The 15403-nt window shown below is 69.7% G+C and carries 15 protein-coding genes and 2 pseudogenes; 5 read left to right on the top strand and 12 right to left on the bottom strand.

Translation table 11 applies throughout. The features are described from left to right. Nucleotides 1–147 precede the first annotated feature (147 nt). From ACFYOY_RS38270 to ACFYOY_RS38255, 4 genes are all read right to left on the bottom strand, one after another. Nucleotides 148–1179 (bottom strand): nitronate monooxygenase, encoded by a 1032-nt coding sequence (locus ACFYOY_RS38270; protein WP_351904710.1) that lies wholly within the window; start codon nucleotides 1177–1179, stop codon nucleotides 148–150. Nucleotides 1180–1299: 120 nt separating this feature from the next. Further along, a complete protein-coding gene (locus tag ACFYOY_RS38265; RefSeq protein ID WP_351904713.1) occupies nucleotides 1300–1695 on the bottom strand; it encodes an SDR family oxidoreductase in 396 nt (131 codons plus the stop codon). 678 nt (nucleotides 1696–2373) lie between these two features. Beyond that, the gene (locus tag ACFYOY_RS38260) at nucleotides 2374–3114 is read right to left on the bottom strand and encodes an SDR family NAD(P)-dependent oxidoreductase (RefSeq protein WP_351904716.1); all 741 of its coding nucleotides are present in this window, start codon (nucleotides 3112–3114) and stop codon (nucleotides 2374–2376) included. Between the two features lie 181 nt (nucleotides 3115–3295). After that, a complete protein-coding gene (locus ACFYOY_RS38255; protein ID WP_388592241.1) occupies nucleotides 3296–3919 on the bottom strand; it encodes an ester cyclase in 624 nt (207 codons plus the stop codon). Between the two features lie 302 nt (nucleotides 3920–4221). On the opposite strand from ACFYOY_RS38255, the gene ACFYOY_RS38250 reads away from it, so the two are divergent. Beyond that, nucleotides 4222–4902, top strand: a complete 681-nt coding sequence (locus ACFYOY_RS38250) for a TetR/AcrR family transcriptional regulator (protein WP_388592239.1) — start codon at nucleotides 4222–4224, stop codon at nucleotides 4900–4902. A gap of 391 nt (nucleotides 4903–5293) precedes the next feature. Here the strand turns inward: ACFYOY_RS38250 and ACFYOY_RS38245 are convergent, their stop codons facing one another. Continuing rightward, nucleotides 5294–5851: a TetR/AcrR family transcriptional regulator gene (locus tag ACFYOY_RS38245; RefSeq protein ID WP_351904725.1), complete on the bottom strand. Its 558-nt coding sequence runs from the start codon at nucleotides 5849–5851 to the stop codon at nucleotides 5294–5296. Between the two features lie 172 nt (nucleotides 5852–6023). Between ACFYOY_RS38245 and ACFYOY_RS38240 the strand changes: the two genes are divergently transcribed. The 3 genes from ACFYOY_RS38240 (at nucleotide 6024) to ACFYOY_RS38230 (ending at nucleotide 8787) form a co-directional block, all read left to right on the top strand. Beyond that, entirely contained in the window at nucleotides 6024–6653 is a 630-nt protein-coding gene (locus ACFYOY_RS38240; protein WP_388592236.1) for an isochorismatase family cysteine hydrolase, read from the top strand. Beyond that, nucleotides 6650–8227, top strand: a complete 1578-nt coding sequence (locus ACFYOY_RS38235; RefSeq protein WP_351904731.1) for an aldehyde dehydrogenase (NADP(+)) — start codon at nucleotides 6650–6652, stop codon at nucleotides 8225–8227. Before ACFYOY_RS38240 ends, ACFYOY_RS38235 begins: the two co-directional genes overlap by 4 nt. 74 nt (nucleotides 8228–8301) lie before the next feature. Continuing rightward, complete coding sequence (locus tag ACFYOY_RS38230) at nucleotides 8302–8787, top strand: lipocalin-like domain-containing protein (protein ID WP_388592234.1); 486 nt, start codon at nucleotides 8302–8304, stop codon at nucleotides 8785–8787. Between the two features lie 245 nt (nucleotides 8788–9032). On the opposite strand, the pseudogene ACFYOY_RS38225 reads toward ACFYOY_RS38230, so the two are convergent. From ACFYOY_RS38225 to ACFYOY_RS38215, 3 genes and pseudogenes are all read right to left on the bottom strand, one after another. Continuing rightward, nucleotides 9033–9262 (bottom strand): annotated as a pseudogene (locus ACFYOY_RS38225) (muconolactone Delta-isomerase family protein); the annotation flags it as partial. A gap of 361 nt (nucleotides 9263–9623) precedes the next feature. Beyond that, complete coding sequence (locus ACFYOY_RS38220; protein ID WP_351904737.1) at nucleotides 9624–9797, bottom strand: CsbD family protein; 174 nt, start codon at nucleotides 9795–9797, stop codon at nucleotides 9624–9626. A gap of 14 nt (nucleotides 9798–9811) precedes the next feature. Further along, nucleotides 9812–10198 carry a hypothetical protein gene (locus tag ACFYOY_RS38215; protein WP_351904740.1) on the bottom strand — a complete coding sequence of 129 codons (387 nt, stop codon included), beginning with the start codon at nucleotides 10196–10198 and terminating at the stop codon, nucleotides 9812–9814. Between the two features lie 220 nt (nucleotides 10199–10418). Between ACFYOY_RS38215 and ACFYOY_RS38210 the strand changes: the two genes are divergently transcribed. Next, on the top strand, nucleotides 10419–10592 hold the full coding sequence (locus tag ACFYOY_RS38210; RefSeq protein WP_351904743.1) for a hypothetical protein: 174 nt from the start codon (nucleotides 10419–10421) through the stop codon (nucleotides 10590–10592). A 684-nt stretch (nucleotides 10593–11276) separates the two neighbouring features. Here the strand turns inward: ACFYOY_RS38210 and ACFYOY_RS38205 are convergent. The 4 genes and pseudogenes from ACFYOY_RS38205 to ACFYOY_RS38190 all read right to left on the bottom strand — a co-directional run. Continuing rightward, nucleotides 11277–11363, bottom strand: a pseudogene (locus ACFYOY_RS38205) (hypothetical protein); the annotation flags it as partial. 143 nt (nucleotides 11364–11506) lie between these two features. Then, a complete protein-coding gene (locus ACFYOY_RS38200; RefSeq protein ID WP_351904746.1) occupies nucleotides 11507–11953 on the bottom strand; it encodes a hypothetical protein in 447 nt (148 codons plus the stop codon). Between the two features lie 197 nt (nucleotides 11954–12150). Next, nucleotides 12151–12597, bottom strand: a complete 447-nt coding sequence (locus tag ACFYOY_RS38195) for an RbsD/FucU family protein (protein WP_388592231.1) — start codon at nucleotides 12595–12597, stop codon at nucleotides 12151–12153. A 6-nt stretch (nucleotides 12598–12603) separates the two neighbouring features. After that, a complete protein-coding gene (locus ACFYOY_RS38190) occupies nucleotides 12604–15396 on the bottom strand; it encodes a hypothetical protein (protein WP_388592229.1) in 2793 nt (930 codons plus the stop codon). Nucleotides 15397–15403 lie beyond the last annotated feature (7 nt).

Below are 15403 nucleotides of genomic sequence, written 5' to 3'. Positions count from 1 at the left end.
AAATTGATTGGCGTAGCAACTGGGTCGGCGCCGGGTGCCGCGCGTGTGGGAGCGTCACCGACCTTCTGCTTGGCACGTCGACGGCAATCCAATGGCCCGGACGGTCTGCTGCCTGCGGGACCGCATGAGGAGGAGACCATGACGGCCTCAGAGGCGCGAGGCCAGCCTCTGCAGGATCTGGGTCGCTGGTTCGGCGGTGGCGTGGCGGTAGCCGACGCCGGCCCACAGGTTGATCCGCTCCGGATCCCGGGCGGCCACTGCGGCCCTGCGCATGGGGCTGGTCAGGTGGTGCAGTGCGGGGTAGCCGAAGGGCGCGAGATCGGTGTAGCGGTCGGTGAAGCGGTTGCGCAGCGCCCGTGCCGGCCTGCCGGTGAAGGCCCTGGTGACCACGGTTCCTCGGTCGGCCGCGTCGGCCAGCGCGGCTCGGTGGGGGAGCGAGGTCCCGGACTCGTCGGCTCGCAGCAGGGCGGTACCGACCATGGCGGCGGTGCCCCCGGCCTGCAGGACTTGGACGACATCGGTGGGCCTCGCCAGCCCGCCCGCGGCGATGAGGGGCAGCGACACCGATCGCCTCACCTCCCCCAGCAGCCGGGGGAGGGGCACGACGACCGGAGTCCACCGCGGGGTGAACGTGCCCGAGTGACCTCCCGCCGCCGAAGCCTGAACGACCAGCATGTCGACGCCGGCCTGCGCGGCCAGGAGCGCCTCTGCCGGTGAGGTGACGGTCTGGAGGACGAGCGTTCCCGCGGCGCGCAGCGAAGCGATGATCGCTGCGTCCGGGACGGCGAAGGTGAAGCTGACCACCGGCACGGGCTCGGACAGCAACAACTCGATCTTGTCGGACCAGCGGTCGTCGTCCTCGACGACTCCAGGGGTCAGGAGATCGATGCCGTGCGCTCGGGCTTCGGGCGAGATCATCCGGGCGTAGCGCCGGAACTCCGCCGGATCGACTGGCAACGGTCCGGGCGCGAAGAGGTTGACCCCGAATGAGATGCCGCTGGAGCGCACCTGGGTGATCTCCTCGCCCAAAGCGTCGGCGTCCTTGTAACCGCCCGCGAGGAAGCCCAGGCTGTTCGCCCGCGCTGCCGCGACGACCAGCGCGGGTGTGCTGGGGCCACCGGCCATCGGCGCGGCCAGGACGGGGGTACTCACACCCAGGGAGGCCAGTGCTGAAGCCACGGAAGGTGCTCCTTTCCTGTGGCGGGACAATGCTTGTCCCGACGCCGGGCAACGGTCGCCGATCGTCGCGCCCATGCGCGTGCAGGACTGGTCAATGACGCCCGGCGGCCCCTGCCATGGTCAGTGTCCGGCGGTCTGTCCGCCGTCGACGGGCAGGATCGCCCCGGTGACGAAGGGGGCGTTCTCCAGATAGATCACCGCATCGGTGATGTCGCCGACCTCGCCCATGCGACCCACCGGGTGCAGTTCGGCGAGCGCGGCGTGGTGCTGCTCGGGGTGCATCGGGGTCTTGATCGTGCCCAGGGCGACCGCGTTGGAGCGGATTCCCCGCGATGCGTACTCAATGGCCAGGGCCTTGGTGGCGGCCTGCAACCCGCCCATGTCCGGCGACTCGGCGATGCTGCGCGAAGTGGCGACGACGGCGTAGCCCAGCTTGCGGTAGGCGGCGACGAGCCCGGCTCCGATGCCCTGTGACGCGCCGGTGATGACGGCGACCTTCCGTCCCTGGGTGTCCATGGTGGCCTTCCGGGAGTGCGAGCGGTGGGGATTGCCGAAACAGCAGCCGACCGGCCACCTAAAACTAGACGACCGGTCGACTCCAGTCAAACATGGATCTGCGGTGCGAAGTGGCGCTGAGGCAGATGGTCGTCCTGACGGTGTTCACGCCGTCGCCAGCCCCAACCGCACTCGCACGTGGACGAGCAGGGTGCCCGGCCGGTGGGCGACGCCAACTCGCGCTGCCGCACGCATCAGGCGTTCGGTGTCGCGCGGTCCCCCCCCGGAAGACGCGGCGCCTGGCATGATCCCGTCGAACTCCGCAGAGCCGAAGGTGTGGTGCGCGGGCGGTCCGCCGGCGTTGACGGCCGGTCGAAGATGCCCGGTCGGCCCTTCAACGCCCACAGAGCTCCTCCGGAGCGGACATCGACGGTGGCCGTGTCGTACGGGCCGTGTGGCGGACGGCGGTGATGTGAGGTGGTCAGCCACCTTTGCGGCCGGCTCGGTCCGTCGATACCGCTGAGCGGCCTACGCATGCGGTGCTTCTTCCGGCAGCGCCACAGCTTCTGCCGCGGCGGGGGAGAAGGCGGTGCAGCGCTGCCATCCGGAGCCCCCCGCGCCTTCGCCGCGGGCGGGCCCCTGTGCCGGTTGGTGGCTCTGGCTGTCGGTCGGCTTCCGCTACGCGTGAGATTCGGTGAGCTACCAGGCGCTCGCGCCGCCGTCGACCGCGTAGTTGGCGCCCGTGATGTAGGACGCTCGCTCGGAAGCGAGAAAGGCGGCCAGCTCGACGATCTCCTCGGGCTGGGCGAAGCGCTTGAGGAGTGTCTTGCTGGTGATCGCGTCCCGGGCCGCCTGGTTGTCGCCGAGGTCGCGGTCACTGGCTGGGGTCAGGACGGGGCCGGGGCTGATCGCCACGGCACGGATTCCGTGCGGCGCGCCTTCGAGAGCGAGTTGCCGGGTCATGCCGATGACGCCGGCGTTCGCCGCGGTGTGTCCGACCATCGGGGGGTTCTCGCCAGCGATCATGCCGGCCATGGACGCGACGTTGATGATGACGCCGCCACCGCGCCGGACCAGGTGGGGCCATGCGAACTTCGACACGAAGAAGGGGATGTCGAGTTCACCGGCAATGGTGGCCTGCCAGTGTTCGACAGGGAAATCGGGCATCGGTCCGAAGCGCAGCGAGGCCGCGTTGTTGTAGACGACATCGAGCCCGCCATAGGCGGTCACGGCGTCCTCGACGACCCGCTGAGCCTGTTCCGGGTCGGTGAGGTCGATCGGCGCGACGCCGGTCATCTCGCCGCCCGCGCGGCGTACGAGTGCGACTGTCTCCTCGTTGGCATCAGCCCGGATGTCGCATCCGAGGACCTTTGCACCTTCTCGCGCGAACACCAGCGCCGCGACGCGACCCATGCCTGCGCCGGTGCCGGTGATCAGCACGACCTTGTCGTCAAGAGTTGCCATGGAATTTCTCCTGGTCAGTGGATTGTGCGGGTGGCTCTGTGCATCGCATTCGCGGCCGGTCCCCGGGTGCACCTTGTGTGCGGTGCGCGCGGAATAGGTCCGTCACCAGGCCTTGACCAGAGCACTCCGCCGCCAAGGCCGGGTCGTCGGCCCAGCGCTACTTGGCGCCGGGGGCGGTGGTGTCGGGAGGTGTCTCAGCCCGGAGCTCGTCCAGGAACCTGCCGAAGTTCCCTTCCGACCAGTGTTCGACGGACTGGCCGTGTATCACGCGGTCGATGGAGATGCCGCTGAGCCGGACCTCGCGGCCGGAGGCGGGGATGCCGAAGATTGTTCCGGTGTGGACGCCTCCCAGGCTCCAGCGGGTGACAACCTTGTCGCCTTCCACGATCTGGTCCAGGACGGTCATCGTGAAGCCGGTGAGTCCCGCCTTGATGTTGAGGTCGCCCTTGAGCCAGTCCTCGCGGCTTTCGGGGCCGTTGAACCCGTGGAGCACCAGGTCCTTCGAGATGTAGCGATCGAAGCCGGCGGCCAGGTCCCCGTTGTAGCTGGCGTAGAAAGCCGAGGTGACCTGCAACGGTGACCGGTAGTGGTGGTGGGTCGCCAGGCCGGACGAGGCGGCGCCGTGCGATCCCTGGTTCTGCGCCGAGGCCGGGACGGCCACGGCAGTGAGGGTGGCGGCGACGGCGAAGCCGGTCATGGCGCCGATCACCTTCTTGCGTCGTGTGGGCGCGGAGGTGGTGGCAGGGGCGGAAAGGGCCTCATGGGCCTTCCTGAAGATCACGGTGCAACTCCTGAGGGGCGTCGTCAGTGCCTGGAGGCACCGATTTACTTGTTGCGTCAAGCATGCATCGGTGCCTGACAAGCGTCAAGCAGTTCCGGACCGGGAGCGCACGCCGCCTTCGTGCCGTGGCCCGCATGAAAGACTTGGACCACGCGCCGAGGGATCACCTCGAAGGCCCGGCCGCCGGTGATCGGCCTGCGGTGCCATGTCCAGGCATCGCAGGAGACGACGAGCTCGACGGTCGGTGGAGCGTGCGAACGATCAAGATGAGGCCGATTGGTGCCGGACGGAGCGATGGCGGAGTGACCGACGGAAGGCAGCTAGAGGCATCGGAGGTGCCGGCGCGCGGGAAGTACGCTCCTGTCCTGCTGGATGAGAGCGAGATCCTCCGACGGGGTCTCGACACCTTCGCCGAGCTCGGTTATGCCGCGACCACCATGAGGGAGCTGGCCCGGCGGCTCGACGTCAGCCACAACTTCATCAACGACCGTTACGGGTCGAAGGGGAACTTCTGGCGCGCTGTCGTGGACTTCGCGCTGCTGGACGCCCATCCTGCGCTCGACCGGCTGCTCGCCCAGTGCCGCGACGATGACGAACGTCTGAGAAGCGTCATCGTCCAGCTCTACCGGCTGGCCGCGAACGCCTCGGAAATGAACCGGTTGATCCAGGATGAGTCAACTCGCGACTCCAGCCGCCTGGACTACCTGCATCAACGGTTCATCAAGCCTTTCTGGGACAGCATCGAGCCGACCATCAACAGCCTCATGGCGGCCGGACGCATTCCACGCGTGCCGACGCACATCCTGTACTTCGCCGTCACCGGCCCCGCGCTGGCCCTGGCACAAGACCCGATCGCCGACCGGCTGAATCCCGCCGCCGCGCCGACGACGGAGCAGGACAGAAACAGCATGGCCGACGCACTCTCAGGTCTCGTCCTCCACGGCCTGCTCCCGCCCTCGGATGGCGAGACGTCGAACGCCTAGTTGTTGCGGGCAGTGCGTCTGCGCCGGTGCGGCCCTCGGCTTCTGGCCGGGCGGCGTATATCACAGGCGCCAACTACGCGGTCGACTGCGGCGCGTCCGTCTGGTAGCTCTCCCGGAGCCTCGCCGCTGGTCCGGCCCTTGTGGCTCTGCCTCGGGGTCGGCGGCGCGGCCCGCCCCGTCCGGTCCGCCGTGCCGGTGCCTCCCGTCTTTCGGCGGGTGTCCGCGGCGGGTCGGCGCGGACGGTTGTGAGACCGGCCTGGACCGGCCGGTCGGTGTCACCGGTCGCGTCGGCTGCGGTACGTGGTGCGGCGTGGCCGGGAATCCCGCCGGACCGCAGTGCGGTCCGGGGTGGGCGTCAGACGGTGGTGGGCGGCAGGGGTTCCGACGCGTGTCACTTGAGTTGCTTGGCGACTGTCTCCAGTAGCTCGTCGGAGAAGTCTTGGTCGGCCACGGCCCGGGACATGAGCACGGCGCCGACCAGGGCGCTGAGGGTGAGCATTGCCTCGGCCCGGGCATCCGCGGCGTCGTCGTCCAGGCCTGCGATCAGCTCCAGGTACGTGCGGACCTGCTTTTCATAGGACTCTTTGAAGTGCTGGTCGCCGCGTCCGGCGGCGGCTCCCAGGGAGACGAGTGCGCAGCCGGTGGCCGGTCCGTCGCGGTGTCGCTTCGCGAGATAGCCGTCGATGAGACCGGCCCGTGCGTCCTGATCGTTCTTCCGTGCGGACCGCTCCATCTTCGCCGATCCCTCGGCCAGGGCGACGGCGGCGGCCTGGGCGATCAGATCGTCACGTGAGTCGAAGTGTTTGTAGAAGCCGCCGTGGGTGAGCCCGGCCTCCTTCATGAGGTCCGCGATGCCGGGGCGGCTGACGCCTTCGGCGCGGATCTTGCGCGACGCGATCCGCAGCACCCGTTCGCGGCTCGCCACCTTCTCCGCCTGTGAGTGGCCCATGCCGGCCCTGCCTTCCGTGGGGCGGCGCAGTGCAACCACCGCGCATCTGGATGATGTGCATCATACACCTTGGGCCCGTAGGGGCGATTCGGCGCTGTTCGTTTGACTTTCAGGATGACCGACGTAATCTTCAATCTGGATGTTATTCGTCATCCAGATTGGAATGGAACCCGTGCACCAGACCTGTGACCCCCGCCATACGGCCGTTTTGCTGGTCGACCCCTACAACGACTTCTTGTCCCAGGGCGGCAAGATCTGGCCGCGTTTGGAGCCCATAGCGGAGGAGGTGGGGCTGCTGCACCACCTGCGCTCCGTGGTCACCGCCGCCCGCGAGAGCGGTGTCCGCGTGGTGTTCGTTCCCCACCGTCGCTGGGAACCGGGTGACTACGAGACGTGGGACCACCCCAACCCCACCCAGCGCGCCATCATGGAGCGGCACAGTTTCGCCCGCGGTACCTGGGGCGGGGAGTTCCACGCCGATTTCCAGCCGCGGCCCGGCGACACCGTGGTGCAGGAGCACTGGGCACAGAGCGGTTTTGCCAACACCGACCTTGACTTCCAGCTCAAGCAGCACGGCATCACCCACGTCGTGATCGTCGGCCTGCTGGCGAACACCTGCATCGAGTCCACCGGGCGCTTTGCCATGGAGCTCGGCTACCACGTGACGCTGGTCCGTGACGCCACCGCGGCGCTCCTCCCCGAGATGATGCACGCCGCGCACGAGCTGAACGGCCCCACCTACGCCCACGCCATCACCACCACCGACGAGCTCACCGCCGCTTTCAAGGGAGCGCACGCATGACACTGACCGGAGAACTGCTGCTCGGAGCGGCAGGTATGCCCGCCACCGCGGGGACGATGAAGGCGCTCAACCCCGCCACCGGAGAACTCATCGAGCCGGAGTTCGCCTTCGGTGGCGCGGCCGAGGTCGACCGTGCGGTCCGCCTGGCGGACGATGCCTTGGACTCTTACAGCCACACCGGGCCGGCCGAGCGGGCGGCGTTCCTCGACCTCATCGCGGACAAGCTCGAGGCCGTCAAGGACGAACTCGCCGCGCGGACCGCGTTGGAGACCGGCCTGCCCGCCGCCCAGTTCGAGGGCGAGGTGATACGGACCGCCGGTGTGTTCCGCAAGTTCGCCACCGTTGTCCGTCAGGGCCGCTTCCTCCAGGCGGCCATCGACACCGCACAGCCGGACCGGCGGCCCGCACCGCGCATGGACCACCGGCTGCAGAAGGTGGCCCTGGGGCCCGTGGTGATCTTCGGCGCCAGCAACTTCCCGATCTCCTACTCAGTGGCGGGTGGCGACACTGCCTCGGCCCTGGCAGCAGGCTGCCCCGTCGTCGTCAAGGCTCACAACGCACACCCCGGCGCGTCCGAAATCCAGGGCCGTGTCATCCAGGAGGCCGTTGCCGAGGCGGGACTGCACGAAGGTGTCTTCTCCCTCGTCCGTGGCGCCGGCAACGAGATCGGTGAGGCCCTGGTGGACCATCCCCTGGTCCGGGCGGTCACTTTCACCGGCTCCGAGGGCGGCGGCATGGCCCTCTACCGCCGGGCTCAGCGGCGCCCCGACCCCATCCCCGTGTTCACCGAGATGACCAGCGTCAACCCGACCTTCGTACTGCCCGCCGCCCTGGCGGCCCGCGGGGCGGAGATCGGCGGCGGCCTGGTCCAGCGCGCCATGTACAACGTCGGGCAGGCATGCCTGAAGCCCGCCATACTCCTCGCCATCGACGGACCCGGCTTCCAGGAACTGCGTGACGCGGCGACAGCCGAGGTCGAGAAGGCGGCCGCACGGACCATGCTCACACCCGGCATCCACGACTCCTACACCCGCAACGTACAGCGTATGCAGGGTGAGGGCGCCACCCTGATCGGCGCGGGACCGACACCGACCCACGTAGGGGATGGGCAGTCCCTGCTGTACGAGGTCACCGGTGAGCAACTGCTGGCCGCGCCGGCCCTGCGCGAAGAGGTCTTCGGCCCCGCGATCCTGCTGGTCAGACTGACCGGCTCGGATCAGCTGCTCGAGACGGCCCGCGCCTTCCGCGGACAACTCTCGGCGACCGTGCATGCCGAGGCCGCCGACCGCCCCGGCGTCGAACGGCTCCTGCCGATCCTGGAGCGCCGCACCGGACGCATCGTGTTCAACGCCTTTTCGATCCCGCAGGAGGTCTCCTACGCCTCCACCCATGGCGGCCCGTTCCCGGCCACCTCCGACAGCCGCTTCACCTCCGTGGGCATGGGCGCGATCGAGCGGTTCGTACGCCCGGTCACCTACCAGAACTTTCCTGACGAACTGCTGCCGCAGCCACTGCGCGAGGCGAACCCGCTACACCTGTGGCGGCTCGTCGACGGAGAGCTCGCCCAGCACTGACCCTGGCCACGGGCCCCGTAGGCTCTCCCGAACGGGGCCCGTTCGCTCTCCTGGAACGAAGGGACCCCCTTTCCATGACCATTGCCGACCAACCGGCCGCGGGGCATGAACGCGAGGCCCGCGAAGAGGTCCGCAAGAAGCTGCTCGGCGCATGGCACCTCGTGTCCTACACCACGACGAGCACCGACGGGGAGGTCATCCACCCCCTCGGCCCCACCCCCTACGGCCTGATCGTCTACACCCCCCAGGGATACATGTCCGCCCAGCTGGGGCGCGGCGACCGCCCGCCCATGAGATCGGCACGTCTCGAGGACGCGTCGGCCGGTGAACTGGCCCGGGCAGCGGTCGGCTACGTTGCCTACGGCGGGCCGTTCGAAGTCATCGATCCCACAACCGTCGAACACCACGTCACCACCAGCCTCTTCCCGAACTGGATCGGACGGTCCCAGGTCCGGAAAGTGGGCTTCGAAGGCTCACTCCTCACGCTCGGCGTCGCCACTCCCACCCGCCTGTGGGGTGCGGAACGCACAGCCGAACTCACCTGGAGCAGGCCGGACTGACCATCGTGGACAGCGTCCGCCACAGCGGCCCAGTGACTTCGTGCGGCCGGCTGCCCGCCGAGCGTCTTATGGCCGCCGCCGTCGTCGGGGATACGGCCGAGTGTCTTGGCGTCGATGGGGATCAGCTCGCCCGGTTGGGAGCGTTCGTAGGCTTACGGCGGATCAACAGGGCCTCCTGGGCGCCGGTGGTAGATATCGCCATCCACACCGAACCCGGAGGCCGTCGCCCCGTTCAAGCACCCCCCTCACGGCGAGTCGCCCGTCACCAACGTCCCCGAACAGCGCATCCAGCCGGTCGCGCCCGGGTCGTTGGGGTGCGGCTGTACGGCGGTGACCACCGCGGTCATCCAGGCGGCAGGGGCAGGGTCCCCAGCGCCTTTGCGCGCAGATCCGCCTCGCTGTCGGCGCGCCACACACCGATGCTGCGAAGCTCGCCCACCGGGCGCCACAGCCGGACCAAGTGTCCGGCCGCCGCGCCGACGGGCTTGTGCCCAGCGGTCTGATCAGGCAGCGGTCTTGAGTGCGGTGGCCATCCTGACCGGGCCGGACCAAGCTCGCTCCCGGGCCGGCGGAGGCCCGGGCAGTGAGGCGGGTGGTGCGGCGTAAGCGCGGGCGGTGGGCAGGCGTGGGAGGCATTTGGACCGCGAACGCCCTCTCCTCGCGGCTCAGACGATGCGGTCGCCCCTCACCCCCACCCGGCAGCCCTTGGCGAAGACTGCTCAACCGTCATTCCAGACGCAGACTGACCTCATTTTGATCCCAGTCTTTGACGCGCCACGGCCCCCCCCCGAAAGGGTTGCCACCCCCAGCCGCGTCCTGTGATCGTTTACCGTGGATCAGCGCCGGAAGGTGTCCTTGATTTTCGAACCGGACTGCTTGGCGTTGCCCTTCACCTTGCCGCCGTGCCCTTCCGCCTGCATACGGCGGTTACCGGTGACCCGGCCGAGCGCCTTTTTGGCGCTGCCTCGGACCGCTTCGGCCGTGTGGGCCATCTTCTTCCCGACATTCATGAGTCACTGCCTTCCTATCGATGGGCGGTGCGGTGCCCGAATAGATGCGGTCGGCCATGGCGCCGAGTACCGCGGGCGGACTCGTCGTCCGCGGGCTCGTGTCTGCCAGCCACCGCATCGCGATCCCGGTCGACCGGCGCGGCCTCCCGGCGGTGCCGTGTGAGCCCTTGGCGCGCGGCGTGCCTGCGGCGCACGGCGGCCATCATCAGGCTCAGCCCGAGCAGGGCGGCGGCCCCGATCACGATCCCGGAGAGAAACACCGTTCCGGTGTAGCCGGCGCCGTTGAAGCCGAACACAGAGAAGCCATCGGTGAGCGCCTGCCCACCGCCGAGGTTGCCCAGCACGCCTACCACGCCGATGACAGCCGCCGCGGCCAGGATGATGAGCCCAATGAGCAGCATGTCGCTCTCCTTGCCCTGAGAACCTATGTGTCAAATGAAAGGTTGTGGTCCACGCCCGTCTCGCCGTCGTCCGCGGCGCATGCCGGGATCGTCCGTCGGCTGCCGCCCTCTGGTGCCCATTCGACGTCCCGGGCCGACGGGCCGTGCCGCGGGTCGAAGAAGGACGGCGGACGCTGCTCGGGTCCGGCGTGGACGCTGGGTCGGATGGGTCGAGGCCCATGTGGCTGAGCTTCTCGCCGTAGGCGGTGATGTCCTCTTCGACCGCGCCGCGTATCTGCTCGAGGTCGGCCCGCTCCCGCTCACGGCGGTGCTTGCGGCCGCGCCGCGTCAGGTACAGGCCGCCTCCGCCGAGCGCGGCCAGGACGGCCAGGAGGACCACCGCGACACCCGCTGACAGGCCGCTGGAGCCACGGTCGCCCTCGACCCCGTGGTCGCCCCCGCCGCCGGTCCGCCCAGCTCCTTCGTACGCGGGGCCGTCCGGCAGGACAGCGACGTAGGACGGCACGCCCGTGTCGCGGATGCTGCCTGCCGGCTCGCGCGCCTGCCCGGCGCTCAGTGCGCCGGACGCGCGATCCACGTGGACGAGACTGCTCCGCAGCGCGTGGGCGATCTTGTTCACGCTGGTTTCAGCGTGAGCCGCACCCCCGGCCGTGTGTGCTGCCGCCAGAGGGACGAGCACGGCCGGCGCGAGTGTGACCGAGCGCCACGGTTTGGTGGTCACGAGGGTCTTTTACCCGCAATTAGGGTGTACCTCACATAACTGTCGATTCTGGTGTGTGCCCGGGTCGCCGTCGGCAGACTGCCCGCGGTGACGCGGGCGACGGGGATGGGGATACCGGCGCCGCAGACCGTGTGGGAGCACCATCACGGCGCCCCGGGCGGCCGTAAGTACTACGTCCGTGCTGGTCACGCAGCATGTCGGTACTCGTGCAGGAGGCCGCCGAGGCGATCGCGTCGACGGGCACGGAGATGGGCGGGCTGGTCGGGGGCGGTGATCGGTTCGGGTAGGGGGGCGGAATGGCGCGGCGCCTGCGAGAGTGCCGTGAGGTCTGTGCTCGTTGTAGAACGCCTCGTACTCGCGCGGTGTGTGGAGGAGATGGCTGTGGTTCCAGATGAGAGTGCGGTCGAGGAGTTCAGTTCGGCATGACCCCACCCAACGCTCCATGATCGCGTCCATGTGCGGCATCCGGACGCCGGTCTGGACGACCTCGACAGCCTGGGCTTGCAGGACGGTGTCGGAGGATGCCGGGTAGCGAACGTCCCGGTCCCGGAGGAGGAAGCGCAGGGAGTCCATCCGGCACCCCAGCGTCATGGTGAGGCTTCTGGCCTGGTGGACGGTCCACTTTCGGCGGTGGGGCGTTCGGTGACGCCGGCGAGGCGTACGCGACGGGTGTCACCTCGGCCAGGCGCAGGATGCGCTGTTTGCCGGTGGGCGCGGTGGACGGTCTGCCGGGGGCGGCGGTGCTGGAGGAACGTCCCTTTCCGTGCCAGGAGCTGCCGGTGCCAGGCCAGCAGGGTGGTGGGGGTGACGGCGAATACGTGGCGCCGGCGTGCCCGCGGGACCAGCCGGGAGAGGACGGCGAGCCAGATTCGGTCGGCGGGCTCGTAGTGGACTCGGGCGATCTGGCGGCGCAACACCGCGTTCTCGTGCCGCAACGCCAAGGCTTCCGTGTCCTTGGCCACGCGGCTGCGCAGCACGGCAGCGGGCACCTTGATCAGGTTCCGGAGCAGCGCGGTGACGATCGACGGTGGCATCGACAGATCATCCCAGGCGCCGTGCAGGCCGCCGCCCCTGCGCGGAGAAGCTGCAGGCCAGAGATGGAATCGTATGTCCGAGCGGGACAGCGCACCTGCTCGACTGGATCGCGGTCTCGAGGGTTCGCGTCAGAGTCTTCGCCCGGATCGCTGGCGCAGCTTCTCGGCAGGGGAGGGCGGCGGCTCGGCGGCAGGTATCAACGCTCGGGAGAGAACTCCGGCAGCACGCCCTTGGTGAGCAGGAAGCATCCGTACGGTCTGTCCTCGCCCGTGATGACCACCGCAAACGCGGAGCGGGTACGCGCATAGAACGCCTGGCGTTCGACTGTCTCCACCGCGATGGGGCGGCCCGATGCGTCCTCGGCGGCGGCGATGAAGTCCGTCTGTACCGGCGGCTCGGCGGCGGCGTCGCCGACGACCTCCATCCTCGCGATGGGTTCGGGGATGAACGTGTCGAGCGGCAGCAGTCCGAGCACTGCCCGGCCCGCCGAGACGACGTCGGTGCCGTCCAGCCGAATCACCCGGTCGTTCACGGAGTGCGCGGGGAAGTTCCTGTCGACGATGGCGATCGTGTCTCCGTGTCCCATCCGCGCGAGCGCGTACAGCAGGTCCGGGGTCAGGAGCGGGTCGAGTCCTTTGAGCAAGGTGGATCAGCCTTCCGTGATCGAGGATGAGCGGGGACCGGAGTCGGAACCGTCCTGGGGCGCACCAAGGTCGGGAGTCGCGAGCGCGTGGCTCAGCAGCGGCGGCGCGAGCAGCCCGCACGGCTCGGGCCCGGCGCGGAGCCCGGTCCCGGCGTAGTAGCGGTTGGCTGCCGACGGCGCGACCCGGACGCGGAGTTCGTTCCCCCCGGGCCGCAGGGCGTCGGCGGGAATCGTGACGCGGTACGGCGCCCAGGCGCGCGCCCCCGCACGCACGCCGTTCACGGACACGATCACAGCTCCGGCGACAGCCGGGAGCGTCAGCTCCAGGGGGACCGGCGCGTCGAGCTCGATCTGCCGCACATAATCGGCGGTGCCCGCGAACGCCGGAAGGCCCTGGCGCTCCCAGCCGCACGTCACCGCGATGTCGCGGCGGGTGCCCGCCTCCTCGTACGCGTCCTCGGCGACCTCGAGCAGCCAGCCGGATTCGAGTGCCTCCGGCGCCGACCATTCGGGTGTGCCGTGACCGGCCGCGGCCTCGGAATCTTCCGTGGCGTGCGCCCGACCGGAAGCGGGCTCCGCGTCCCGGTACACACGCAACAGGCGCAACGCGTTCTGCTCCAGCCGCAGCGCGACCGGGTTCTCGGCCGCTTCGAGGGTGCGCACGGTACCGTCGGCGGCCTCCCACTCCTCGATCTGCCAGGGCCCGTCGGGCAGCAGGAGCTCCACCGTGCCCTCGGTCTCGGTGAAGCACGCGAAACGGAAGCCGTCGGCCCCGTCCGGGCCGCCGCGCCAGCGCACCGCCGAGCCGGCGGGGAGGCGAAGTGTCGGTTCGGCCGGCCCACGCTGTGCGACGAGCCCGCGCAGGACCGCCTCCTCGGGGACCGTGGCGAACATCTCCACGGCCGGGGCGAGGTCTGCCCAGTCCTCGGCGGCGGTCTGTGGGCCCTCCTGGTAGACGGCGGGCGTCGCGCCGCTCGCGAGCACCCGTACCCCCGATTCGGCCAGGCGGCGAAGCCGGCGCAGCGAGCGGGCCGAGCGCAGCGTGGTCACGGCGGGAAGCACGAGCACCCGGTACCGGCGGTCCCCGAAGCACACCGCGCCCCCCTCCACAGCGGCGGCCTCGAGATCGCGTTCGTCCACGAGGTGGAAGCCCACGCGGGCTTCGGTGAGCGCGCGGGCCCATTCGCCGATCGCCGACGCCTGCTCGCCGAGCTGACCCGCGGTCCACACCGTGCGCAACGGGTACAGGACCGCCACGTCGTTCTGTGGTGACACCGGTTCGAGGAATTCGCTCAGCCGCGCGCTCTCGAGCGCGAACCGAGGGTGATGATCGGTGAACCACGGCTCGAAGTTGATGCCCGGGGGGAAGTCGAAGCGCGGATTCCGCAGCGACTCGTGATCGTCTCCATGGCCGTGTGTCTGGTAGAAGCCATGGAAGATCATCTGTCGCATGCCCTGCAGATGGTGGTTGATCGCCGTGGTGCGCAACTCCTGCAGGGTCAGCCCCCAGTGGCCGGACCATGGGGTCCCGCCTTCGGGCGGGGTGACGAAGTACTGCTCGACCATCGTCCCGCCGCCGCCGTGGTGGCGGGCGACCGAGTCGCCGAACACGGGGCTGAGCTGCACCAGGGCGTCCTGCGCGTCCACCGCGGTGAGGTCGCGGTAGCCGTCCACGCCGAAGTGGTCGAGTCCGAAGTTCACGCGCAGGTCCCAGTTCGCGAACGCGGTGTCGAGAGCCCAGCCGCCGACGTGCCCGAGGACTTCATGGCCGGACTGAAGCAGGCCGTGGGCGTGGCTCCAGGTGCGCAGCTTGCCGAGGAAGGTTTCCATCGCGTAGCCGCTGAAGTGCTCGTAGAACTGGGCGCGGAGGCTCAGCCGCTCCGGGTCGTCCCCGTCGAGCACGGCGGCGAGCACCTGGGGGGTCCGCCCGCCCCAGCGCTCCCGGATCGTGACGGCCAGGCTCTCGTGGAACGGCATCGCCGAACGCAGGTCTCCTGTGCGCTCCGCCCAGTCGTAGTACACGGCGTGCGGCTGATCGAAGAACATGTAGGCGACGGTGGAGCCGAAGAAGTCGCCCAGAGCGTCGGCGAAGGGCTGGTAGCCGGCCTCGATGAAGCGATCGACCGCGACCGGGTCGACGGGGTTCACCAGCCGGGAGGTCGCGCAGCGGGCGGAGACGAACACGATCGCCTGCGCGCCGTCGGGCAGGGGCTCGACGAGGCGGACACGGCACCTGTCGGCGGCGCCGTCCACGCGGTCGACGAGTTCGGGACGCTCGGCGACCGCGCCCTGCGCCGCTTCCACGACGAGCGCGTACTCGACCCGCCAGTCGGTCCAGGCGACGACGCCGCCCTCGTAGTGCCAGTTCATCGCGGCCGGGCCGAGGTTCTCCGTCGCCGAGCGGATCCCGCTGAGCGAGCCGTCGCCCGCGCCCGCGGGGATCCGTATCCAGAACAGGTGCCGTTCGCGCAGCTCGTCGTGCCCGGTCACGGCCCGGCCCGCAGCGTGACCGGTCTGCCAGTTGTAGTCGTCATAGATGCCGACGACCATGCCGAGCTCGGCGGCCGTCCCGACCGCCGCACGGCACGCGGCGAGGTAGTCGTCGTCCAGGTAATCCCCGATCGGGTACGACAGCCGTGCCTGCACCTGGAAGCTGCGGATCCCGGCGTCGTACATCTGCCGCACCTGGGCGCGGATCGTGTCCTTGCCGGGTAGCCGGTGCCAGAACCAGTAGGCGGCGGGCGCATGCCACGGGTCCGGGTTCCGGAATCGCTGCAGCGCGGTCTCATGTGCGGACAAGGGGGTC

The sequence above is a fragment of the Streptomyces sp. NPDC007875 genome, from assembly GCF_042868035.1.
In the GTDB taxonomy this organism is placed as follows: Bacteria; Actinomycetota; Actinomycetes; order Streptomycetales; family Streptomycetaceae; genus Streptomyces; species Streptomyces antimycoticus.
The sequence above is the reverse complement of the archived record's forward strand: the minus strand, read 5'-3'. Positions and strand labels throughout refer to the sequence as shown.

Excerpts from the sequence above, each read along its gene's own strand:
- ACFYOY_RS38220 (WP_351904737.1), bottom strand. The coding sequence starts at position 9,797 with ATGAATGTCGGGAAGAAGATGGCCCACACGGCCGAAGCGGTCCGAGGC.
- ACFYOY_RS38245 (WP_351904725.1), bottom strand. The coding sequence starts at position 5,851 with ATGGGCCACTCACAGGCGGAGAAGGTGGCGAGCCGCGAACGGGTGCTG.
- ACFYOY_RS38230 (WP_388592234.1), top strand. The coding sequence starts at position 8,302 with ATGACCATTGCCGACCAACCGGCCGCGGGGCATGAACGCGAGGCCCGC.
- ACFYOY_RS38265 (WP_351904713.1), bottom strand. The coding sequence starts at position 1,695 with ATGGACACCCAGGGACGGAAGGTCGCCGTCATCACCGGCGCGTCACAG.
- ACFYOY_RS38215 (WP_351904740.1), bottom strand. The coding sequence starts at position 10,198 with ATGCTGCTCATTGGGCTCATCATCCTGGCCGCGGCGGCTGTCATCGGC.
- ACFYOY_RS38200 (WP_351904746.1), bottom strand. The coding sequence starts at position 11,953 with ATGCCACCGTCGATCGTCACCGCGCTGCTCCGGAACCTGATCAAGGTG.
- ACFYOY_RS38235 (WP_351904731.1), top strand. The coding sequence starts at position 6,650 with ATGACACTGACCGGAGAACTGCTGCTCGGAGCGGCAGGTATGCCCGCC.